Genomic DNA, 22,957 nt, shown 5'->3' with positions numbered 1-22,957 from the left:
ACATGAGCACACCCGTTCTGTTTGAACACCCACTGAATGAAAAAATGCGGACCTGGCTACGGGTTGAGTTTTTAATTAATCAGTTAGACGAAACAACTCCGCTGGATAAAACTGTCAACGCGCTGACCTTTTTCCGCCTCACTGGCGAGTTGCTCGACATTTTCGAGCGGGGCGATATTCGCACAGAGCTGCTGAAAGAGCTGGAGCGTCAGCAGCAGAAATTACGCGCCTGGGCGGATGTGCCGGGTGTCGATATGACGCGGGTTAATGCCCTGAGCGATAAACTCAAAAGTCAGTCAACCCGGTTGATGAATGCACCACGGATGGGGCAGCAACTCCGCGAGGATCGTCTCATTGCCCTGGTTCGCCAGCGTCTGAGCATTCCTGGCGGCTGCTGCAGTTTTGATTTGCCGGGTCTGCACATCTGGCTGCATCTGCCACAGGAAGTCCGCGATGCGCAGGTTGAAGCCTGGATGCAGACCCTGGAGCCACTCCATCATGCCCTGGCGATGGTGCTGGATTTGATCCGCCAGTCGGGTTCGTTCCATACGCAGACCAGCCTCAATGGCTTTTATCAGGATAATGCCGAGGATGCCGATCTGCTGCGACTGCAGCTGTCGCTGGACGATGCGCTCTATCCACAGGTGTCCGGCCACAAAAGCCGCTACGCCATTCGTTTTATGCCGCTGGACAGCGAGCGCGGCGAAGTGCCCGCCCGCCTTAACTTCCAGCTGTCCTGTTGTTAGAGGTAACTATGCAGCAAGAAGTCATGACCGTCTCCTGTCCGCAGTGCGGCAAAGAGGTGATCTGGGATGAACTCAGCCCGTTTCGGCCGTTTTGCAGTAAGCGCTGTCAGCTTATCGATTTAGGGGAATGGGCTGCCGAAGAGAAACGCATTCCCAGCAGCGATGATATGAACGACAGTGAAAACTGGAGCGAAGAAGATCGCTGACAGAAGGATGGGGCGCACTGCCCCATCCGCTCAGAGCTCGCCGGCGACCAGACGCGCAATCAGCTGATGATTCGCGGCCGGAAATTCGTCGGCGACCAGCGCCTGCTGATCAACCCAGCGCTGCGGCTGCCCCTCTTTACCCCACGGCTCTCCCTTCCAGCCTTCGACCAGAAAGAAATGCAGCGTCACGCGCAGATCGTCATAGGTGTGGTCGGCATGACCAATCGGGCGCGCATCGGTCACTTCAATACCGGTTTCTTCGTGGAGTTCTCTGACGAGCCCCTCTTCCGCGCTTTCGCCCGCTTCAATCTTACCGCCGGGAAACTCCCATTTGTTTGCCATGTAAGACGTTGACGCGCGCTGGGCAAGGAAAATTTGTTTACTGGCATTGCGAATGATGCCAACCGCAACCTGCAGGTGCTTCATGGAAACTGTCCGGTCGTAATGAGTGAGGGCTGATTTTAGAACATGCTATAGCGGAAGTTAACCGCTTTACGTCTGCTCTGGCGGGATGGGCCGCGGGCATAAAAAAAGGAGCCAGCGGCTCCTTTTTCATTAGCATTGCGTATCAGGCGATACGGCCATGACACTGCTTGTATTTCTTACCGGAACCACACGGGCAGGGATCGTTGCGGCCGACTTTACGTTCACCGCTCTGCTCTGCCGCCGGTTCTGCCAGCGCATCCTCTTCTACGTGGCTCAGCTGCTGCTGCTGCGCCAGACGTTCGGCTTCTTCACGACGCTGCTGCTCCATCGCTTCAACCTCTTCAGGCATACGCACCTGAACCTTGCTCAGGGTACTGATCACTTCATACTTCAGTGATTCCAGCATCGCAGCGAACATGGCGAAGGATTCGCGCTTGTACTCCTGCTTCGGATCTTTCTGCGCATAGCCACGCAGATGGATACCCTGACGCAGATAGTCCATCGCAGCCAGATGCTCTTTCCACAGCGAATCCAGCGTCTGGAGCATCACGCCTTTTTCGAAGTTACGCATCATCTCGGCACCGACGATCTCTTCTTTGGCAGCATAGCTCTCGGTCGCGTGGGTCATGATGCGCTCACGCAGCACTTCCTCGTGCAGATCCGGCTCTTTATCCAGCCATTCCGCTATCGGCAGGTTAAGATCGAAGTCGGCGCGCAGACGCTCTTCCAGCCCTGGCACGTCCCACATCTCTTCCAGTGACTGCGGCGGAATGTAGGTATCGATGGTCGCTTTGTAGACATCGTGGCGAATGCTGTTAATGGTTTCGCTCACATCAGAGACATCCAGCAGTTCATTACGCTGGCTGTAGATAGCGCGACGCTGATCGTTTGCCACATCATCATATTCCAGCAGCTGCTTACGAATATCGAAGTTACGGCTTTCAACTTTGCGCTGAGCATTGGCGATCGCTTTGGTGACCCATGGATGCTCAATCGCCTCGCCAGGCTTCATGCCCAGTTTACGCATCATATTCGACACGCGATCGGAGGCAAAAATACGCATCAGCGCATCTTCCATTGAGAGGTAGAAGCGTGAGGAGCCGGCATCACCCTGACGACCTGCACGACCACGCAGCTGGTTGTCGATACGGCGGGACTCGTGACGCTCGGTACCGACGATGTGCAAACCCCCTGATGCCAGAACCGCATCGTGACGAACCTTCCAGGCCGCTTTGATCTCTTCGATCTGCGCTTCGGTCGGATTCTCCAGCGCCGCCACATCGGCATGCCAGCTGCCGCCCAGCATAATGTCTGTACCACGACCCGCCATGTTGGTGGCGATCGTTACCGCACCCGGCTGACCCGCCTGCGCCACAATATCCGCTTCGCGGGCGTGGAACTTGGCGTTCAGAACGTTGTGTTTAATACCCGCACGGGTCAGTTCGTTAGAGACCACTTCCGATTTTTCAATCGAGATCGTCCCCACCAGCACCGGCTGACCGTTAGCAGTACGCTCACGGATATCTTCGATAATAGCGTCGATCTTCTCTTTCTCGGTCATGTAGACCAGGTCAGCCAGATCTTTACGTACCATCGGACGGTTGGTCGGCACCACGATAGTGTCGAGTTTATAGATGGAGCTGAATTCGAACGCTTCAGTGTCTGCGGTACCGGTCATACCGGCCAGCTTCTCGTAAATACGGAAGTAGTTCTGGAAAGTGATAGAGGCCAGCGTCTGGTTCTCGTTCTGAATCTCTACCCCTTCTTTCGCTTCAATCGCCTGATGCAGACCATCGGACCAGCGACGACCCTGCATGGTACGGCCGGTGTGTTCATCAACAATCACGACCTCGCCATCTTTGACGATATAGTCCACGTCGCGGGTAAAGAGCGCATGAGCACGCAGCGCCGCCGTAACGTGATGCATCAGCATGATGTTGGTCGGTGAATAGAGTGACTCACCCGCTTCCATGATGCCCTGGCTGACCAGCAGCTCTTCCACCTTAACCAGACCGCGCTCGGACATGTGAGCCTGACGCGCTTTTTCATCGACCCAGAAGTCACCTTCACCCTGATGAGTTTCGTTATCTTCCTTATCCTGACGAACCAGATGAGGGATGATTTTGTTCACTTTGGTGTAGAGGTCAGAACTGTCTTCTGCCGGACCGGAAATAATCAGCGGCGTACGCGCTTCATCGATCAGGATGGAGTCGACCTCATCCACCAGCGCGTAGTGCAGTTTACGCTGTACGCGCTCTTCCGGGCTGAAAGCCATATTGTCGCGCAGGTAGTCGAAGCCATACTCGTTGTTGGTACCGTAGGTAATGTCTGCAGCGTAGGCTTCGCGCTTCGCTACCGCAGGCAGGCCCGACATGTTGATACCAATGCTCAGGCCAAGGAACTCGAACAGGGGACGGTTGTTTTCCGCATCGCGCTGAGCCAGATAGTCATTGACGGTCACCACGTGAACGCCCTTGCCGGAGAGTGCGTTCAGGTAGGCTGGCAGGGTCGCGGTCAGGGTTTTACCTTCACCGGTGCGCATCTCAGCGATGCAGCGGTCATTCAGCACCATGCCGCCGATCAGCTGAACGTCGAAGTGACGCATGCCAAACACACGTTTACTGGCTTCACGCACCGTCGCAAAGGCTTCAGGAATCAGGCTCTCCAGCGATTCACCTTTTTTCAGGCGCTCGCGGAACTCGTCCGTTTTGGCTTTCAGTTCATCATCAGAGAGCTTCTCGAAATCAGGCTCCATCTTGTTGATGACATCTACCACTTTGCGCATGCGGCGCAGCGTACGATCGTTGCTGCTGCCAAAAACCTTGGTCAATATTTTGCTTAACATAATCAATAGTTTCTCAATTCAGCCGGCGCTTGCCGGACTGCGAAATCTTAACAGAGTAAATAAAACCAAAAATATTAGCAGAACAATCGGGCAGGTCCGGCGCGAATGCCATGCACGCTGGCATGCCACTCAACCCATGAGCGGGTTACGGCGGTGAAAAGCGGGGGTGCCGTCATCAGCTGCGGGGCGGTATGCCGCGCAGAATGAGACGTCAGTAAGTTATGCAGTGAATCAATCAGCGCCAGCTTTTGTGCCGCCAGCGGTAAAATCTGTGGCTCCGCCTGGGCCTGTGGCGCCAGCGTGAACGAAAGATGACGGATAACCGTACGGATGGCGTGCTGATGCCAGTAATCCACGCTGAAGCTGGGACGGCGGGACGCTTCCTGAAGCCGTATCAGGTGGTCAAAACGTGCGGCACTGCCCAGAAAAAGGCTGCTGGCCGGAGATTCTGAAGAGGTGCTGAGTTCGGAGTTTTGCGCACAGGCTGGCAGGCCAAAGCTGGCCGCGACCATCCCTAACAGGAGATGGGGCCAGAAATAGCGTCTACCCAATTGTCGCCAGCGCTGAAGAATCCCGATCACACCCTTTCCATTGCGCATGCTCCTGCGCCTTTGTTTTCGTTCAACCGCCGCATGCTGCAACGGATTTCGGCCTGTAAAAGCGCCACAGATAGTATCATTAATGTGGGGCATCCACACCTGAGATTAAAGTGGCGGTGTGAGAAAAGGCGAGCGATTGTTCAGCAATTCAGCAGAACAGACAAGGCGTTACGAGAGCGGTCACACTATTGCGACGGATAAGATGGGGGCAATAAAAAACGGCTGGCGCCGCTGACCGGAGAGGGTGTCAGCATAACCAGCCGTTTCGCGTTCCGGGGTAATTAAGCCAGAACCAGATTCGGTGCTTTGAATGCCAGCGGCAGTTCAGCTTCGTCTTCGAAGGTTGCCCATTCCCAGGCTTCCTGCTTAGCCAGAACCGCTTGCAGCAGCTTGTTGTTCAGTGCGTGGCCTGATTTGAATGCAGTAAATGCACCAATGATGTTGTGACCACACATAAACAGGTCGCCGATAGCGTCCAGCATTTTGTGACGGACAAACTCGTCTTCAAAACGCAGGCCTTCTTCATTCAGTACGCGGAAATCATCCAGACCTATCGCACAATCTAAGCTACCGCCCAGGCACAGGCCTTTAGACTGCAGATATTCGATTTCACGCATAAAGCCAAATGTACGCGCCCGGCTGATCTGACGAACAAAGGCATCAGCAGAGAAGTTCATCGCATAACGCTGTGAGCTGGAATCGATAGCCGGGTGTTTGAAGTCGATGGTGAAATCAAGCGAGAAACCGTTGTACGGTTTGATCTCGGCCCATTTATCACCCTCTTCCACACGCACGGTCTGCTTAACGCGCACGAATTTCTTCGCGCTGTTGAGCTGCTCGATACCCGCATCCATCAGCAGATAGATAAACGGTGCTGCGCTGCCATCCATGATCGGAATTTCCGGAGCATCGACTTCAACAATAATGTTATCGATACCCAGACCGGCCAGGGCGGCATTGAGGTGTTCGACCGTTGAAATACGCACGCCGTCATCATTCACCAGGCAGGTACTCAGCATGGTGTCGCGCACGTATTTTGCATCAGCCGGAAAATCTACCGGTGGATTCAAGTCGGTGCGACGATAGATGACCCCGGTGTTAGCCGACGCAGGGCGTAATGTCAGGGTGACTTTTTTGCCGGTATGCAAACCGACACCCGTCGCCTGAACAATACGTTTTAATGTCCTTTGTTTGATCATCGCATTATCTCGCAATATTACCTTTCCGACCGCCAGTATACTTTACCAGCGGGCAGACACTTTAGCACAAAGAGCGGAGAACCCCAATTATAGGGTTAATCCTAATCGGCCTGCTTGCGTAAAAAGGCCGGAATATCAAGATAGTCGGGCTCTTTGTTCGACTGCGCAGCCTGGTCGTTAACCACTTTAGCAGCGGGTTTCTGCTCCTGCGGCAGCGGTGACATACCGTGCTGCTGATAGCGGTGATCCATCACAGGCTGGCTGGCTGGCTTGTTAGTGACCAGCGTGATTTCCGGACGCTTGTCCATGCCGATACCGGTTGCCACCACGGTGACGCGCAGTTCGTCGTTCATTTCCGGATCCAGCGAGGTGCCTATAACCACGGTTGCGTTGTCAGAGGCGAAGGCGCGGATGGTGTTACCCACGGTTTCGAACTCATCCAGACGCAGATCGAAGCCTGCCGTAATGTTGACCAGCACGCCACGTGCACCAGACAGGTCGATATCTTCCAGCAGTGGGCTGGAGATCGCCATTTCAGCCGCTTCTTCCGCGCGATCTTCACCGCACGCAACGCCTGAACCCATCATCGCATAGCCCATTTCAGACATGACGGTACGCACGTCAGCAAAGTCGACGTTCATCAGGCCCGGACGGGTGATCAGCTCGGCAATACCCTGGACTGCACCTTTCAGCACGTCGTTGGCTGCGCCAAACGCATCCAGCAGGGAGATTCCGCGACCCAGCACTTTCAGCAGCTTGTCGTTAGGAATGGTGATCAGTGAATCGACATGCTTAGAGAGTTCAGCGATCCCCTGCTCGGCAAACGCCATGCGTTTTTTGCCTTCGAAGTTGAACGGCTTGGTGACCACGGCCACCGTCAGGATGCCTAAATCCTTTGCCACTTCAGCCACGACAGGCGCTGCACCGGTACCGGTACCGCCGCCCATGCCGGCTGCGATGAACACCATGTCTGCCCCTTCCAGCGCAGAACGCAGTGCTTCGCGATCTTCTTCTGCAGAGTTACGGCCCACTTCCGGGTTCGCACCCGCACCCAGACCTTTGGTAATGTTGTTACCGATCTGGATCGTCTGGCCGACCGCTGTTTTACGCAGCGCCTGAGCGTCGGTATTCACAGCAAAGAATTCCACACCTTCGATACGCTCGCGTACCATGTGCTCTACGGCGTTACCGCCGCCGCCACCGACGCCGATGACTTTAATCACCGCGTCGTTGGTTAATTCCATAGGTTCAAACATGATTTCTCTCCGTTATGTGCCTGTCGCCTGGAGATCACTAAAGAAAACAGCATGATCTCCTTTCACAAAAATTAAAACTCTTTTTTTAACCAACTGTTAAAACGCTTGAACCAGTTACCTACTGAGACACGCTTTTCGGTCTCTGCATCACCGTTCATGTGCGACTCTTTGCCATAGTGCAGCAGTCCCACCGCGGTGGAGTAGTACGATTCCTGCGCATAATCAGTCAGGCCAGTAATATTCAGCGGCTGTCCGATACGCACCTGCGTATGGAACACGCGTTGCGCACAGGCCGCCAGTCCTTCAATTTGCGCAGCGCCACCGGTCAGGACAATGCCTGCGGCTAAGTGGTGCTTCACGCCCTGCTGACGCAGTTGTTCCTGTAACTGCAGAATCTCGTCGTTGACCAGATTCAAAAGTTCGGTATAACGCGGCTCAATCACCTCTGCCAGCGTCTGACGCTGCAGGCTGCGCGGTGGACGTCCACCCACGCTTGGCACTTCAACGTTCTCATCTTTGCCGACAATCGATCCCAGCGCACAGCCATGGCGCACTTTAATCGCCTCCGCATCGGTTGGCGGTGTGCCAAACGCATAGGCGATATCGCTGGTGACGACGTTGCCCGCATACGGAATAACCTTAGTGTGCCGTAAAGCGCCGCCGGTATATACGGCAATGTCCATTGTACCGCCACCAATGTCGACAACACACACGCCCAGCTCACGTTCGTCTTCCGTTAAAACGGCAAAACTGGAGGCGAGACCGGCAAAAATCAGCTGATCGACTTTCAGCCCGCACCGCTCAACGGCTTTCACGATGTTCTTCGCCATGTCGTTGTGACAGGTGATCAGGTGCACTTTCGCCTGCATACGCACGCCGGAAAGTCCGACCGGGTTCTTGATCCCTTCCTGATAGTCGATGGCATATTCCTGAGGAATCACGTGCAGGATGCGATGCTCATCACGCACACGCACCGATTTGGCGGTATGCACGACGTTCTCCACATCATCCTGAGTCACTTCCTCTTCCGAAATCGGAACCATCCCGATTTCGTTCTGACAACTGATATGTTTGCCCGATAAAGCAAGGTAGACAGAGGAGATCTGGCAATCTGCCATCAGCTCAGCCTGGTCGATGGCACGCTGAACGCATTTCACCACCGACTCAAGGTCGTTTACGCCACCTTTATCCATACCGCGGGAGGGACAGCTGCCCACCCCAATAATGTTGACCATACCATCGGGCAGAATTTCCCCAACCAGGGCGGCGACCTTCGCAGTGCCGATTTCGAGTCCAACTACCAGTTTTCTGTCCGTTGCCTTGATCATTGTTGTTTAGCCTGTGCCTGGTTCTGTTGCTGATTACTGTCCTGTGGCTCCATCACAACCGGTGTCCAGCCAACAGAAGCGCCCGAGTCGTATCGCAAATCCACGTAGCTGATACGTTTGCTCTCGTTCTGACCTTGCTGTTCCAGCACCGGGTAGAGCTCAATAAAGCGATTCAGTCGTTTCATGGTGTCGCTGCGGCCCAGCTCGATACGAACATCATCGCTGGTGACCAGCTGCCATGAACGCCGGGCCGTCATCGACGCCACCTTCAGAGTAAACTTCCGGGCTTTCAGCACATCATCCATGCTGTGATAGCCCGCCAGGACCTCTTTCTCACTCCCTTCAGGTCCATACAGCATTGGCAACGTCTCTTTACCAATGTGGCTGGCAGGCACACTGAAGGAAACCCCATCAGCATCCACCATATGCACATCGTTCCAGCGCGCCACTGGCGTGTACTCCACCAGATGAATCTTCAGCTCGTCCGGCCACTGTTTACGCACGCTGACCTGCTTGATCCACGGCAGCCGCTCGATCTGCTGCTGCAGGATGTCGACATTCTGCGACATAAAGGTGCCCGGTGGGCCAAGCGACAGGATCGCCTGGCGGATATCATCGTGCGTGGTGTAGTGCGTCTGCCCCGTTACCACCAGTCTGGATAACGGCAACCGGGACGCATCATTCATCCACTTCAGCACCACCAGCCCGCCGGAAATCATAATCCCGATGACAATCAGCAGGAAAACAATACCGAACAGTCGGGCTCCGTTACTGCGCCCGGTGCGAGTACGCTCCTGCGGTTCACGGTTTCGAACTCTCATCGCCGCCTGTGACATATCAGTCGGCCAGCTCCAGAATATGGGCAACCAGCTGCGGGAAAGGCATACCCGCCTGTTTCGCCGCCATCGGAACCAGACTGTGGCTGGTCATGCCCGGTGAGGTGTTGGCTTCCAGCAGCTGAAAGTTCCCCTCTCCGTCGGTCATCACATCAACCCGTCCCCAGCCACGGCATCCCAGCGCACGCCAGGCTGCCAGCACCAGCTGCTGCAATTCTGCTTCCCGTTCGGCACTTAAATCGGCCGGACAGAGATACTGAGTATCGTCAGAAATGTATTTAGCTTCATAGTCATAGAACTCACTGGCGCTCTTAATCTCAATGGCAGGCAGAATACGATCGCCCACAATCGCGACGGTATACTCCGCGCCGCTGAGAAACGCCTCGACCAGCACGTCATTGTCGTGCTTAAACGCCAGTTCCAGTGCAGCAGGCAGCGCGCTCAGATCGTTGACCCGGCTGATGCCCACGCTGGAGCCTTCACAGGCTGGCTTAACAAACAGTGGCAGGCCAAGCGCCGCAATCGCCGCGTCGCTCTCGGCATCCAGCCCGGCAGCAAACTGCTGACGCGTCAGCCAGACAAAGCGTCCTGAAGGTAAGCCGCGCCCCTGCCACAGCAGTTTGGTGCGCAGCTTGTCCATGGTGACGGCTGAGGCCATCACGCCGCTGCCCGTGTAGGGCAGTTGCAGAAACTCCAGCACCGCCTGCAGCGAGCCATCTTCGCCACCCCGGCCATGCAGAGCGATAAAGGCTTTGGTAAAGCCCTGCTCTTTCAGCGTGAGAACCGAAACATCACGGGTATCGATGCCATGTGCATCAATGCCCATTTCCCGTAATCCGGCTAAAACAGCCTGACCCGAGTTAAGCGACACCTCACGCTCTGCCGAGGTACCGCCCATTAATACGGCAACTTTATCCGCCATGACGATCCTCCGCTTTCTGCTCCGGCTGGAGCCTGGCGTCAGCCAGCTTGCGGGCAACCTTACCGACGTTACCGGCCCCCTGCACCAGAATCAGATCGTTGCCTGACAGCAGCGGTGCCAGCATCTCCGGCAGCGCGTCATGTTCCGGCACCAGAATCGGATCCACTTTGCCCCGATTGCGAATCGCACGGCAGAGCGAACGGCTGTCTGCGCCCGGAATGGCCGTCTCACCGGCAGAGTAGACATCCAGCATCAGCAGGACATCGACATGTGACAGCACGTTGGCGAAATCATCGAAGAGATCGCGGGTTCGGCTGAAACGGTGCGGCTGAAATACCATGACCAGTTTTTTGTCCGGCCAGCCTGCACGCGCCGCTTTGATCGTCGCCTCAACTTCAGTCGGGTGATGACCATAGTCATCCACCAGCATTGCGCTGCCCGGCTGCCCGTTTACCGGTTCGGTCGGGAACTCACCCAGCAGATCAAAGCGACGGCCCGTGCCCTGGAAGCTCTCCAGCGCAGCCAGAATGGCGTTGTCTTCAATGCCCTCTTCACTGGCGACGGCAACCGCGGCGGCCGCATTCAGTGCGTTGTGGCGGCCCGGTGCGTTCAGCGTAATCTGCAGCGGCGCTTTATCCTGACGGATCAGGGTGAAATGTCCCTGCGCACCACTCTGCTCATAATTCTCAATGCGCAGGTCAGCGTCATCACTGAAACCGTAGGTGGTAATGTGCCGTCCTACACGTGGGATCAGATCGCGGATCACCGCATCATCCACGCACATCACTGCGCGACCGTAAAACGGCAGGTTGTGCAGGAAGTTAATAAAGGTCTGCTTCAGGTTCTCAAAATCGCCCTGATAGGTGTCCATGTGGTCCGCTTCGATGTTGGTCACAATCGCCACCATCGGCTGCAGATGCAGGAACGACGCGTCACTCTCATCCGCTTCGGCAATCAGATAGCGGCTGTTGCCCAGACGGGCATGGGTGCCTGCTGCTTTAACCAGTCCGCCGTTCACAAAGGTCGGATCCAGCCCGGCTTCCGCATAAATGCTTGAGACCATCGCCGTGGTGGTGGTTTTGCCATGAGTGCCCGCAACGGCGATGCCGTGACGGAATCGCATCAGCTCCGCCAGCATCTCCGCGCGACGAATGACCGGAATGCGCTGTTCACGCGCCGCCACCAGTTCAGGGTTGTCCTGCGAGACCGCGCTGGAAACCACCACCACGCTGGCATCGTTCACGTTTTCAGGGCGATGGTTAAAATAGATGGTCGCACCCAGCGCTATCAGGTTCTGCGTCACCGGGTTAGGGGCCAGATCTGAACCGCTGATATGGTAGCCTTCATTTGCTAACACTTCGGCAATACCGCCCATGCCAGCACCACCGATGCCGACAAAGTGGATGTGCCGGACGCGACGCATCTCGGGCACGATAGAACGCAGTTTTGCCAATTGTTGTGTATTCATCGCTCTCAATTACCTGCTCTTTCAGTTTGTACCCGGCCCGGGTACAGGTCAGACACGCTGACCGGAATGATTACTTTGCGGCGCGAGCCACTTCCTGTGCGACCCGATCGGTCGCATCGGGGATCGCCACCTGACGGGCCTGCTCAGCCATCGTCAACAGGGTTGCGCGATCCCAGTGGCGTAGCAGATCCGCTACGGCCTCCGCAGTAAACTGCGGCTGCTCAAAAATTCTGGCGGCGCCCGCTTTTTCCAGCGGCAGCGCGTTCCAGTACTGCTGGCGATCCTTGTGCTGAAACGGCACGAAAATCGCCGGTAAACCGGCGGCAGCGACTTCACTCACGGTTAACGCCCCGGAGCGGCAGACCACCACATCGGCCCAGGCATAGGCCGCCGCCATATCATCGATAAACTCGGTGACCCTGTGCTGCGTCTGACCCGCCTGCTGATAGGCTTTCTCCGTTTCAGGCAGCGCCCCTTTACCGGTCTGATGCCACAGGGTGATCTCATCACCCACCAGCGCCGCAATCTGCGGCAGCGTCTGGTTCAGTATCCGCGCGCCCTGACTGCCGCCAATCACCAGCACCCGGATCGGGCCTGTACGGTCGGCCAGTCGTTGTGCCGGCAGAGGCAGCGCCAGCACATCCGTACGCACCGGATTGCCCACTACATCGGCAGCAGGAAAAGCCCCCGGAAACGCCTGCAGCACTTTGGTGGCGATTTTCGCCAGCCATTTGTTGGTCAGTCCGGCAATCCCGTTCTGCTCATGCAGTACCACCGGAATGCCGCAACTCCAGGCCGCCAGGCCACCGGGACCGGAAACGTAGCCGCCCATGCCCAGCACAACATCGGGCTGCCAGGCTTTCATAATGCGACGCGCCTGACGCCATGCATTGAAGATGCGCATGGGCGCCAGCAGCAGCGCTTTCAGGCCTTTACCACGCAGTCCGCTGATGCGGATAAAGTCGATCTCAATGCCGTGCTTCGGCACCAGATCGGCCTCCATGCGGTCGGCGGTGCCTAACCAGCGAACCTGCCAGCCCTGTTCCATCAGATGATGGGCGACAGCCAGACCGGGAAAAACATGTCCGCCGGTTCCGCCTGCCATCACCATCAATCGCTTACCGCTCATCGACCACCTCGGGTAAACGCCTGCGCTTTCGCCAGGCGCGTTTCATAATCTATGCGTAATAAAAAGACGATGGCGGTCGACATAATGATCAGACTCGAACCACCGTAACTGATCAGCGGCAAGGTCAGGCCTTTAGTCGGTAACATACCGGCTGCAGCCCCGACGTTAACCAGCGCCTGGAAGCTGAACCAGACGCCAATTGAACAGGCTAAAAAGCCGGAAAAACGCTGATCCAGCTCCAGCGCACGTCGGCCAATCGACATCGCACGAAAAGCGACGAAGAATACCATTAAAAGTGCCAATACCACACCGATGTAACCGAGTTCTTCCCCTATGATGGCGAAAATAAAGTCGGTGTGCGCCTCCGGCAGATATTCCAGCTTTTGCACGGAGTTACCGAGTCCCTGCCCCCAGAACTCACCGCGGCCAAAGGCCATCAGCGACTGGGTCAGCTGGTAGCCACTCCCAAACGGATCTTCCCAGGGATTCCAGAACGACGTCACGCGGCGCATACGGTAGGGCTCTGCAATGATAAGCAGGATCACCGCAAAGATACCGGAGCCGATAATCGCCATGAACTGCCACAGCTTGGCCCCCGCCAGGAAGAGCATCGCCAGCGTCGTAACAAACAGCACCACCACCGTTCCCAGGTCGGGCTGCGCCAGCAGTAACACCGCCAGCACGACCATGACGCCCATCGGTTTACAGAAGCCCCAGAAGTTATTACGCACCTCTTCCACTTTGCGCACCAGGTAACTGGCGAGATAGCAGAACAGGGAGAGCTTCGACAGCTCCGCAGGCTGGATACGCAGCGGACCCAGCGCAATCCAGCGCGATGCACCGTTAACCGAGCTGCCGACTACCAGAACAATCAGCAGCATGACGATCGTGACCATCAGCATCACGTTGCTGTAGCGCTGCCAGAAATCCATTGGCACCCGCAGCGTAACCAGCGCCATGCCCAGCGCCAGCGCAATGTAGAAGGCGTCACGCTTGGCAAAGTAAAAGAGATCGTCATTCAGACGCTGACCGACAGGCATAGAGGCCGAGGTCACCATCACAAAACCAATCACTGCCAGACCGAGCGTCAGCCATAACAGCGTGCGGTCATAGAGCACCAGTGAAGTGTCATCACTTTCACGCGATCCCATGACCCAATCTTTCAGGCGTCCTGAGAAATAGTGAGCCAGTCCGGCGCCAGGAATACGCATCAGCTCAGCTCCTTCGCCAGCTGCGCGAACTGATCGCCGCGCTGCTCAAAGTTACGGAACTGGTCAAGGCTGGCACAAGCGGGCGACAGCAGAACCATATCGCCGGATTTAACCTGAGGCGCGATCTGCTCCATTGCCTGACGCATCGTCTCCGTGCGTACGGCGATCTCAGGACGCAGCGCCGCCAGCGCATCACCGTCGCGGCCAAAACAGTAGAGACGCACATTGTCACCCTGCAGCCAGGGGATCAGCGGCGTAAAGTCGGCTGATTTGCCATCGCCGCCCATCAGCAGCCATAACGTGCCGTTCACCTGCAGACCATTCAGTGCCGCTTCGGTGCTGCCAACATTGGTGGCTTTAGAGTCGTTAATCCAGCGCACGCCCTGATGCTCATGCACCAGCTGGAAGCGATGTGCCAGACCGTTAAAATGCGTTAAAGCGGCCAGGCTGGAGGCGCGTGGCAACCCTACGGCGTCAGCCAGGGCCAGCGCCGCCAGTGCATTGGTGTAGTTGTGCTGGCCGGTCATTTTCATTTCAGCGGTGTTCAGCACCTTCTCACCCTTCACCCGCAGCCAGATACTGCCCTGCTGCTTGTTAAGGTGATAGTCACCGAAATCGATGCCAAAGCTGACACAACGGGTGTCCGCCCCGCGAACCGGCATCGTCAGGGCGTCATCGGCGTTAACGATGCAGGTCTGCGCGTTCTCGTAAACCCGCAGTTTGGCGGCACGATACTGCTGCATCCCCAGCGGATAGCGATCCATATGATCTTCGCTGACGTTCAGCACGGTTGCCGCCGCGGCTTTCAGGCTGTGCGTAGTCTCAAGCTGAAAACTGGAGAGCTCCAGCACGTAGAGCTGCGCCGGAGACTGCAGCAGGCTCAGTGCGGGCAGACCGATGTTGCCGCCTACGCCCACCTGCCAGCCTGCGGCTTTGGCCATCTCGCCCACCAGCGTCGTCACCGTGCTTTTGCCGTTGGAACCGGTAATCGCCACGACAGGCGCCTGCGCCTCGCGGCAAAACAGCTCGATGTCGCCGACGATTTCGATACCGGCATCTGCTGCTTCGCTGAGAAGCGGATGCGCCAGCGCGATGCCCGGACTGGCAACAATCAGATCGGAGGTCAGCAGCCAGTCGCCGTTAAGACCGCCCAGATGGCGTTCAACCTGCCCGGGCAATTTATCCAGCCCCGGCGGCGAGACACGGGTATCCATCACGCGAGGCGTTACGCCCTGCGCCAGAAAGAAATCAACACAGGAGAGCCCGGTCAGGCCCAGCCCGATGATGACGACTTTTCTACCCCGATAGTCAGCCATGATTAACGCACCTTCAGCGTGGCCAGGCCAATCAGCACCAGCATTAGCGAAATAATCCAGAAGCGCACAATCACGCGCGGTTCCGGCCAGCCTTTCAGTTCATAGTGGTGATGGATCGGCGCCATGCGGAAAATACGCTGACCGCGCAGCTTGAACGATCCCACCTGCAGGATCACCGACAGCGTCTCAACCACAAACACGCCGCCCATGATCACCAGTAAAAATTCCTGACGCAGTAACACCGCGATGGTTCCGAGCGCGCCGCCCAGTGCCAGCGAGCCCACGTCCCCCATAAAGACCTGTGCCGGGTAGGTATTGAACCACAGAAAGCCCAGCCCTGCCCCGACGATAGCGGTGCAGACAATCACCAGTTCACCGGCATGACGCAGGTAAGGGATATGCAGATATTCTGCGAATTTCACGTTACCCGTTGCCCAGGCAACCAGCGCGAAGCCGGCCGCTACAAAGACGGTCGGCATAATCGCCAGACCATCCAGGCCATCGGTCAGGTTGACCGCATTACCCGTTCCGACAATCACAAAGTAGGCCAGCAGCACATAAAAGAGGCCGAGCTGCGGCATGATGTCTTTGAAAAATGGCACCACCAGCTGGGTCGCCGGCGTATCTTTGCCTGCCACATACAGCGCGAACGCCACGCCCAGCGAAATCACCGACATCCAGAAATATTTCCAGCGGGCGATGAGTCCCTTGGTGTCTTTACGTACGACTTTGCGGTAATCGTCGACAAAGCCGATGATGCCAAAGCCGATTAACACCACCAGCACACACCAGACATACGGATTCGACGGATAGGCCCACATCAGCACCGAAATGGTGATGGAGGTCAGGATCATGATGCCGCCCATGGTCGGCGTGCCGCGCTTGCTGAAGTGAGACTCCGGGCCGTCATTGCGGACAACCTGACCGATCTGTAACTTCTGCAGCCAGGCGATCAGGCGCGGTCCCATCCAGAGCGAGATAAATAACGCGGTCAGCAGGCTGACAATGGCGCGAAACGTCAGATAGGAAAAGACGTTAAAACCGGAATATAAAGCGACCAGATGCTCGGCCAGCCAAACTAACATGTTCCTTTCTCCTGTAAGCTCTGTACTACCTGCTCCATGGCGGCACTACGCGAACCTTTTATCAAGACAGTAATTTCTGAGTGTTCGGACAACAGCTGGCGTAAACGTTCAGTCAGCGCCGTCTTATCGCTGAAATGTTCGCCAGCTTTGCTGCTTTCGCTGATGAAATGGCTGAAACTGCCGGTCGTCAGCACGCGATCAATGCCTGCGTCACGTGCCGCCTCGCCGACTTCGCGGTGACACTGTTCGGTCTCGTCGCCCAGTTCGGCCATATCCCCCGCCACCAGCACCCGATAGCCCGGCATCTCGGACAGAACCTGAACCGCTGCGGTCATTGAACCGACGTTAGCGTTGTAGCTGTCGTCCAGCAGCAGCTGCTGCGCAGAGAGGCGCACCGGGAACAGACGGCCAGGCACCGACTGCAGGCTTTTCAGCCCCTGCTGAACGGCACTCAGCGGCGCGTCCACTGACAGGGCCAGGGCCGCAGCGGCCAGGGCATTAGCGATGTTATGGCGACCCGGCAGCGGCAGAACGATCTCCACTTCGCCACGCGGAGTCACCATGACAAAATGGGTACCGTCCTGAGCAATGCGGATATCGCGGGCGGAGAAGTCGCACCCTGCCGCCTGCGGTGCAAAGCGCCACACGGTTTTATCCTGCAGATTCGCCTGCCACTTTGGCCAGTCATTGCTCTCGGCATTCAGAATCGCAATGCCGTGCGGCGGTAAGCCCTGAAAAATTTCGCCTTTGGCTTTGGCAACGCCCGCCAGTGAACCAAAGCCTTCCAGATGTGCTGCCGCCAGGTTGTTAACCAGCGCACTCTCCGGCCGAACCAGATCGGTGGTATAGGCGATCTCGCCCTGATGATTCGCGCCCAGCTCGATCACCGCATACTGATGTTCAGGTGTCAGGCGCAGCAGCGTCATCGGGACGCCATAATCGTTATTGAGATTACCGGCGGTATAGAGCGTTTCACCACACTGACGCAAAATCGCCGCGGTCATCTCTTTCACCGAGGTTTTCCCGGAAGAGCCGGTCAGCGCCACGACGCGAGCGGTCGACTGCTGGCGAACCCAGGCCCCCAGTCTGCCAAAGGCGAGACGGGTATCCTCAACGACCACCTGCGGTACAGCCACAGGTAAATGCTGACTGACCAGCAGCGCCTGTGCGCCATTCGCAATCGCATCGCTGACAAAGTCATGCGCATCAAAACGCTCACCCACCAGCGCGACAAACAGGCTGCCAGCCGTCACCTTGCGGGTATCTGTGGTGACCTCATTCAGAGTGAGGTCGCTGCCGTAAAGCGTGCCGCCGGTGATCTGTGCCAGAGTCTGTAATGAAACCGGAATCATGCTGCGCCTCCCAGCAGAGCCGCGACCGTTGCACGGTCGGAGTAATCAAGCCGGTGTGTACCGATGATCTGATAATCTTCGTGGCCCTTGCCCGCGACCAGCACGATGTCGTCAGGCTGCGCCTGCATAATGGTGTTAGTCACCGCCTGCGCACGACCGGAGACCACACGGGCGCGGCCCGGGTCCAGCAAACCGGTCAGAATATCGTTGACGATGGCCTGCGGATCTTCACTGCGCGGGTTGTCATCGGTAATCACCACCACATCGGCAAACTGCTCGGCAATCGCCCCCATTAACGGGCGTTTCCCTTTGTCACGATCGCCACCGCAGCCAAACAGGCACCACAGTTTTCCTGTGCAGTGCAGGCGTGCCGCTTCCAGCGCTTTTTCCAGCGCGTCTGGCGTGTGAGCGTAATCGACCACGACCGTGGGTTTACCTGCGGCACTGAACACTTCCATACGCCCGTTGACCGGCTGTAACCGGGGGGCGGCGTCGATCAGCGTCGCCAGCGGATAGTCGAGCGCCAGCAGGGTCGCCAGCGCCAGCATCAGATTGCTGACATTGAATGCGCCCATCAGCGGGCTGGCAATGTCGCCATTGCCCCAGCTGGAGCTGAAACGGATATGGGCGCCGTTGTCGTGATACTCCACCGCGTCGGCTTTCAGCCAGCGGCCATGGCAACCCGGCTGGAGGTTATTCTCCATAGTGACCGCGACCGCATCCGGTAAGCGCGCGAGCCAGCGACGCCCCACTTCATCATCCGCGTTGAGGATCGCCTGACCGACCTGATGCTCAGAGAAGAGCAGCCATTTGGCGGACTCATAGCTCTCCATGTCACCGTGATAGTCGAGGTGGTCGCGGCTGAGATTAGTGAAGACCGCAGCGGCAAACGGCAGCGCCGCGACGCGATGCTGAACCAGCCCGTGTGAAGAAACTTCCATAGCGGTCAGAGTCGCCCCTTTTTCAGCCAGATCGTGCAGCAGATGCTGTACGTCTACCGCAGAGCCGGTGGTATTTTCGGCTGCGGCCAGCTGGCCTACCAGGCCGTTGCCGACCGTGCCCATGACCGCGCTGGTTTCACCCAGCAGCATTGCCCACTGCGCCAGTAACTGCGTGGTGGTGGTTTTGCCGTTGGTGCCGGTCACGCCGATCAGCTTCTGTTTTTCACCTGGCTGCTGGTAAAAGCGTCCGGCTAATGCCGAAAGACGCTGATGCAGCTGCGCCAGATAGATAACCGGCACGCCGTGCATCTCACGGATTTCACCGTCGGCGGCTTCGCCTTCGGCTTCCGCCACAACCGCAGCGACGCCCTGCGCAATCGCCTGCGGGATAAAGCGGCGTCCATCAACCTGATGGCCTGAAACAGCGACAAACAGATCGCCAGAAGCCGCAAGGCGGCTGTCCAGGGTCATGTCACGCAGTGGGCGCGCCGGCGCGCCTGGCACCCAGGGGCCGAGTAAGTCGCGCAGGTTACGATCTGTCACTTGATTCCTCACTTCTGTTAGTCACCAGCTCGTTTCTGTCATTGGTCGGTAATGCATCCGGTTCGATGTTCATGGTGCGCAGTACGCCGCCCATGATGGCACCAAACACCGGAGCAGAAACCGCACCACCATAATATTTGCCGGCCTGGGGATCGTTGATCACCACCACCAGCGCGAACCGAGGATGACTGGCAGGTGCAACACCTGCGGTATAGGCGATGTATTTGTTGACGTAGCGACCATCCGGCCCGACTTTTTTCGCCGTACCGGTTTTTATCGCAATGCGATAGCCCTTGATGGCCGCTTTGACACCGCCGCCACCGGGCAGCGCCACGCTTTCCATCATATGCATCACGGTTTTCACCAGCGACTCATCGAAAACGCGCTCTCCCGCGACGGGCGGGTCGACTTTGGTAATCGACAGCGGGCGATTAATGCCATAGCTGCCAATGGTTGCGTAGACTCGCGCTAACTGTAACGGCGTTACCATTAGCCCGTAGCCGAAAGAGAAGGTGGCCCTCTCTATGTCAGACCACCGTTGTTTTTTAGGGTATAAGCCACTGCTTTCCCCGACCAGCCCCAAATTGGTCGGTTTGCCCAGTCCAAAACGCGAGTAAGTTTCTACCAGCGCTGAGGAGGGCATCGCTAACGCCAGACGTGAAACTCCGACGTTACTCGACTTCTGCAGAACCCCTGTCAGGGTCAATTCGTTGTAGCGCGCCACATCTTTGATCTCATGACCATTGACGCGGTACGGCACGGTATTCAGAACGCTGTTCTCTCTGACCACGCCGCGTTGCAGCGCCGTCATCACCACCATCGGCTTCACGGTTGAGCCAGGCTCGAAAATGTCGGTGATGGCGCGGTTGCGCATCAGATCTTTGGAGGTATTACTGAGATTGTTCGGGTTGTAAGCAGGGCTGTTAGCCATCGCCAGCACTTCACCGGTGTTCACATCCACCAGCACTGCCGTGCCCGACTCCGCTTTGTTGAACGCCACGGCGTTATTCAGTTCGCGGTAAACCAGCGCCTGCAGACGTTCATCAATGCTCAGGGTCAGGTTGTGGGCCGCCCGGCTGTCGACGGAAGAGATATCTTCGATGACCCGACCGTAACGGTCTTTACGCACCGTTCTTTCGCCCGGCGCACCGGTCAGCCACTTATCAAAGCTCTTCTCGATGCCTTCAATGCCCTGTCCGTCGATATTGGTAAAACCAATCAGATGGGAGGTGACCTGCCCGGCAGGATAGTAGCGGCGCGACTCTTCGCGCAGATGAATACCGGGAAGTTTAAGTTTTTTAACGTACTCGCCGATAGCCGGATTGACCTGGCGCGCCAGATAGACGAAGCGGCCTTTCGGGTTGGCATTAACACGCGCCGCCAGCTGATCCAGCGGAATCGAAAGCGCATCGGAGAGCGCCTTCCAGCGGCTGTCCAGTGTGACGCCGCCGCCGGCGTGAAGCTCTTTGGGATCGGCCCAGATGGCATTTACCGGGACACTGACGGCGAGCGGGCGTCCGGCTCGATCGCTGATCATTCCGCGCGACGTCGGCACCGCCTGCACGCGCAGCGAGCGAAGATCGCCCTCTTTGACCAGCTTGCCTGGATTGATCACCTGCAGCCAGGCAACGCGTGACAGCAGTCCACCCAGTGCCAGCAAAATACAGCCGCACAGCAACGCAAAACGCCAGCTTACAAAGCTGGCCTTATCTTCCGGTTTCTTTAACTTCAGCGTTCTGCCTGTACCGCTCATTCGCTATCTGAGGTCCTTATTTCTGCACCACGATATTTTCTTGTGAAGGATCAACGTGCTGCAGCTGCAGCTTCTCGGTGGCGATGCGTTCGACACGGCTGTGATCGCCCAGCGCATTCTCTTCCAGAATCAGGTTGCGCCATTCGATATCCAGCGCGTCGCGCTCCAGTACCAGCTGTTCACGCTGTGCGGTTAACAGTCGGGTTTTATGGGTGGTGGTGACCACCAGCACGGCAGAAACCACCACAGCGATCAGCAACAGCACCGGGATCTTGCCCTTTCGCAGCAGATCCCCGCCGATGACGGCGGGCAGACTGTGACGCTCATTACCGATCATGCGTCGGTTTTCTCCGCAATACGTAATACCGAACTGCGCGCGCGCGGGTTCTCAGAAACTTCGGCATCGCCCGGCGACATTTTGCCGAGTAATTTCAGTTCACGACCGCCCAAGGCACGCAGCTGATGTTCCGTCATTGGCAGCCCGGCTGGGACCTGCGGCCCGCGACTCTGATCGCGCATAAAGCGTTTCACCAGCCGATCTTCCAGCGAGTGGAAGCTGATCACCGAAAGGCGCCCTTGTGGTGCCAGCACCTCAACAGCCCCTTTCAGCGCAATATCGATCTCTTCCAGTTCACTGTTAATCCAGATACGGATCGCCTGGAAACTGCGCGTCGCCGGATGCTTGAACTTATCTTTAACCGGCGTGGCAACGGCGATCACCTCAGCCAGCTCCCGTGTCCGGGTCATCGGCGCTTCGCGATTGCGCTCAACAATGGCGCGGGCGATACGTTTGGCGAACCGCTCTTCACCGTAGGTTTTCAGAACGAAAGCGATGTCTGCCTCTTCCGCCTGCAGCAACCACTCGGCGGCGGAGTGACCGCGCGAAGGATCCATACGCATATCCAGCGGTCCGTCACGCATAAACGAGAAGCCGCGCTCTGCGTCATCCAGCTGCGGTGAGGAAACCCCCAGATCCAGCAGGATGCCGTCAATTTTTCCGACCAAATCCCGCTCAGAGACATACTCTGCCAGGGCGGAAAAAGGGCCATGAATAATAGAGAAGCGGGGATCGGTAATCTCAGCGGCAGCGGCGATAGCTTGAGGGTCGCGATCGATGGCGATCAGTTGTCCCTTCTCTCCCAGTTGCGAAAGAATCAGACGTGAATGACCACCACGACCAAACGTGCCGTCGATGTAGATACCGTCTTCCCTGATATTGAGGCCGTTAACCGCCTCATCCAACAGCACGGTGGTATGTTTGAAATTTTCCTGCATAGCTATAGCGACAAGTCCTGCAACCGCTCAGATAAAGGCTCCTGAGCTGACTGTTCTGCGTCAATATCGTCCCTGACCTGTTGATACCAGGTCTGTTCATCCCACAGCTCAAACTTGTTGAACTGTCCGACCAGCATCACTTCTTTGGTTAATTTTGCGTGCTGCCGAAGCGTATTCGCCAGCAGCAGGCGTCCTGCATTATCCATCTGACATTCACTGGCATGTCCCAGCAACAGACGCTGCACACGGCGCTCAAGTGGATTCATACTGGATAAGCGGGCGAGCTTTTTTTCAATGATTTCCCATTCGGGCAGGGTATAAAGCAACAGGCATGGCTGGTGGAGGTCGATGGTACAGACCATCTGCCCCTGAGATTCCCCGATCAGCAAATCGCGATATCGCGTGGGTACGGCAAGCCGCCCTTTACTGTCGAGATTGACTAACGTTGCTCCGCGGAACATGCCAGTCTCTCCCCCTGGTCACCCGTTTGCACCACTTTATCCCACTTTTTACCACGAAAC

The 22,957-nt window shown here is 57.0% G+C and carries 21 protein-coding genes; 2 read left to right on the top strand and 19 right to left on the bottom strand.

Annotated features, from left to right (window positions below; all coding sequences use genetic code 11):
* Positions 1-2: 2 nt before the first annotated feature.
* Positions 3-746 carry a cell division protein ZapD gene (gene zapD / locus F3I47_RS11930; protein WP_150028632.1) on the top strand — a complete coding sequence of 248 codons (744 nt, stop codon included), beginning with the start codon at positions 3-5 and terminating at the stop codon, positions 744-746.
* Between the two features lie 8 nt (positions 747-754).
* The gene (gene yacG, locus F3I47_RS11925; RefSeq protein WP_009092117.1) at positions 755-952 is read left to right on the top strand and encodes a DNA gyrase inhibitor YacG; all 198 of its coding nucleotides are present in this window, start codon (positions 755-757) and stop codon (positions 950-952) included.
* 30 nt (positions 953-982) lie between these two features.
* Here yacG and mutT read toward each other — a convergent pair whose 3' ends face one another.
* The 19 genes from mutT to mraZ form a co-directional block, all read right to left on the bottom strand.
* Entirely contained in the window at positions 983-1,378 is a 396-nt protein-coding gene (mutT, locus tag F3I47_RS11920; RefSeq protein ID WP_009092119.1) for an 8-oxo-dGTP diphosphatase MutT, read from the bottom strand.
* 142 nt (positions 1,379-1,520) lie between these two features.
* On the bottom strand, positions 1,521-4,223 hold the full coding sequence (secA, locus tag F3I47_RS11915) for a preprotein translocase subunit SecA (RefSeq protein WP_009092121.1): 2,703 nt from the start codon (positions 4,221-4,223) through the stop codon (positions 1,521-1,523).
* A gap of 74 nt (positions 4,224-4,297) precedes the next feature.
* A complete protein-coding gene (secM, locus tag F3I47_RS11910) occupies positions 4,298-4,804 on the bottom strand; it encodes a secA translation cis-regulator SecM (protein WP_223812705.1) in 507 nt (168 codons plus the stop codon).
* Between the two features lie 299 nt (positions 4,805-5,103).
* Positions 5,104-6,021 (bottom strand): UDP-3-O-acyl-N-acetylglucosamine deacetylase, encoded by a 918-nt coding sequence (lpxC, locus tag F3I47_RS11905; protein WP_009092125.1) that lies wholly within the window; start codon positions 6,019-6,021, stop codon positions 5,104-5,106.
* 101 nt (positions 6,022-6,122) lie between these two features.
* Complete coding sequence (gene ftsZ, locus F3I47_RS11900) at positions 6,123-7,277, bottom strand: cell division protein FtsZ (RefSeq protein WP_009092127.1); 1,155 nt, start codon at positions 7,275-7,277, stop codon at positions 6,123-6,125.
* 71 nt (positions 7,278-7,348) lie between these two features.
* Positions 7,349-8,605, bottom strand: coding sequence for a cell division protein FtsA (gene ftsA, locus F3I47_RS11895; RefSeq protein ID WP_009092129.1), 1,257 nt, complete (start codon positions 8,603-8,605; stop codon positions 7,349-7,351).
* Positions 8,602-9,441: a cell division protein FtsQ gene (gene ftsQ / locus F3I47_RS11890; protein WP_009092131.1), complete on the bottom strand. Its 840-nt coding sequence runs from the start codon at positions 9,439-9,441 to the stop codon at positions 8,602-8,604. Before ftsQ ends, ftsA begins: the two co-directional genes overlap by 4 nt.
* A 1-nt stretch (position 9,442) precedes the next feature.
* Positions 9,443-10,363, bottom strand: coding sequence for a D-alanine--D-alanine ligase (locus F3I47_RS11885; protein ID WP_150028633.1), 921 nt, complete (start codon positions 10,361-10,363; stop codon positions 9,443-9,445).
* On the bottom strand, positions 10,353-11,831 hold the full coding sequence (murC, locus tag F3I47_RS11880) for a UDP-N-acetylmuramate--L-alanine ligase (RefSeq protein ID WP_150028634.1): 1,479 nt from the start codon (positions 11,829-11,831) through the stop codon (positions 10,353-10,355). The genes F3I47_RS11885 and murC overlap by 11 nt, the downstream gene beginning before the upstream one ends.
* A gap of 70 nt (positions 11,832-11,901) precedes the next feature.
* Positions 11,902-12,960, bottom strand: a complete 1,059-nt coding sequence (gene murG, locus F3I47_RS11875) for an undecaprenyldiphospho-muramoylpentapeptide beta-N-acetylglucosaminyltransferase (protein ID WP_111208300.1) — start codon at positions 12,958-12,960, stop codon at positions 11,902-11,904.
* Positions 12,957-14,171: a cell division protein FtsW gene (ftsW, locus tag F3I47_RS11870; protein WP_150028635.1), complete on the bottom strand. Its 1,215-nt coding sequence runs from the start codon at positions 14,169-14,171 to the stop codon at positions 12,957-12,959. The genes murG and ftsW overlap by 4 nt, the downstream gene beginning before the upstream one ends.
* Positions 14,171-15,487, bottom strand: a complete 1,317-nt coding sequence (gene murD / locus F3I47_RS11865; protein ID WP_009092140.1) for a UDP-N-acetylmuramoyl-L-alanine--D-glutamate ligase — start codon at positions 15,485-15,487, stop codon at positions 14,171-14,173. The genes ftsW and murD overlap by 1 nt, the downstream gene beginning before the upstream one ends.
* Before the next feature lie 2 nt (positions 15,488-15,489).
* Positions 15,490-16,572 (bottom strand): phospho-N-acetylmuramoyl-pentapeptide-transferase, encoded by a 1,083-nt coding sequence (mraY, locus tag F3I47_RS11860; protein WP_150028636.1) that lies wholly within the window; start codon positions 16,570-16,572, stop codon positions 15,490-15,492.
* Positions 16,566-17,924, bottom strand: a complete 1,359-nt coding sequence (gene murF / locus F3I47_RS11855) for a UDP-N-acetylmuramoyl-tripeptide--D-alanyl-D-alanine ligase (protein WP_150028637.1) — start codon at positions 17,922-17,924, stop codon at positions 16,566-16,568. The genes mraY and murF overlap by 7 nt, the downstream gene beginning before the upstream one ends.
* Positions 17,921-19,408 carry a UDP-N-acetylmuramoyl-L-alanyl-D-glutamate--2,6-diaminopimelate ligase gene (gene murE / locus F3I47_RS11850; RefSeq protein ID WP_150028638.1) on the bottom strand — a complete coding sequence of 496 codons (1,488 nt, stop codon included), beginning with the start codon at positions 19,406-19,408 and terminating at the stop codon, positions 17,921-17,923. Before murE ends, murF begins: the two co-directional genes overlap by 4 nt.
* Entirely contained in the window at positions 19,395-21,161 is a 1,767-nt protein-coding gene (locus F3I47_RS11845; protein ID WP_009092146.1) for a peptidoglycan glycosyltransferase FtsI, read from the bottom strand. Before F3I47_RS11845 ends, murE begins: the two co-directional genes overlap by 14 nt.
* A 16-nt stretch (positions 21,162-21,177) precedes the next feature.
* Entirely contained in the window at positions 21,178-21,498 is a 321-nt protein-coding gene (ftsL, locus tag F3I47_RS11840) for a cell division protein FtsL (protein WP_003854764.1), read from the bottom strand.
* Positions 21,495-22,436, bottom strand: coding sequence for a 16S rRNA (cytosine(1402)-N(4))-methyltransferase RsmH (gene rsmH / locus F3I47_RS11835; protein WP_009092147.1), 942 nt, complete (start codon positions 22,434-22,436; stop codon positions 21,495-21,497). The genes ftsL and rsmH overlap by 4 nt, the downstream gene beginning before the upstream one ends.
* Before the next feature lie 2 nt (positions 22,437-22,438).
* Positions 22,439-22,897 (bottom strand): division/cell wall cluster transcriptional repressor MraZ, encoded by a 459-nt coding sequence (gene mraZ / locus F3I47_RS11830; protein ID WP_009092149.1) that lies wholly within the window; start codon positions 22,895-22,897, stop codon positions 22,439-22,441.
* Between the last annotated feature and the right edge of the window lie 60 nt (positions 22,898-22,957).

The sequence above is a fragment of the Pantoea sp. M_10 genome, assembly GCF_008631515.1.
GTDB lineage: Bacteria > Pseudomonadota > Gammaproteobacteria > Enterobacterales > Enterobacteriaceae > Pantoea > Pantoea anthophila.
This window is presented reverse-complemented; position numbering and strand designations above follow the sequence as displayed.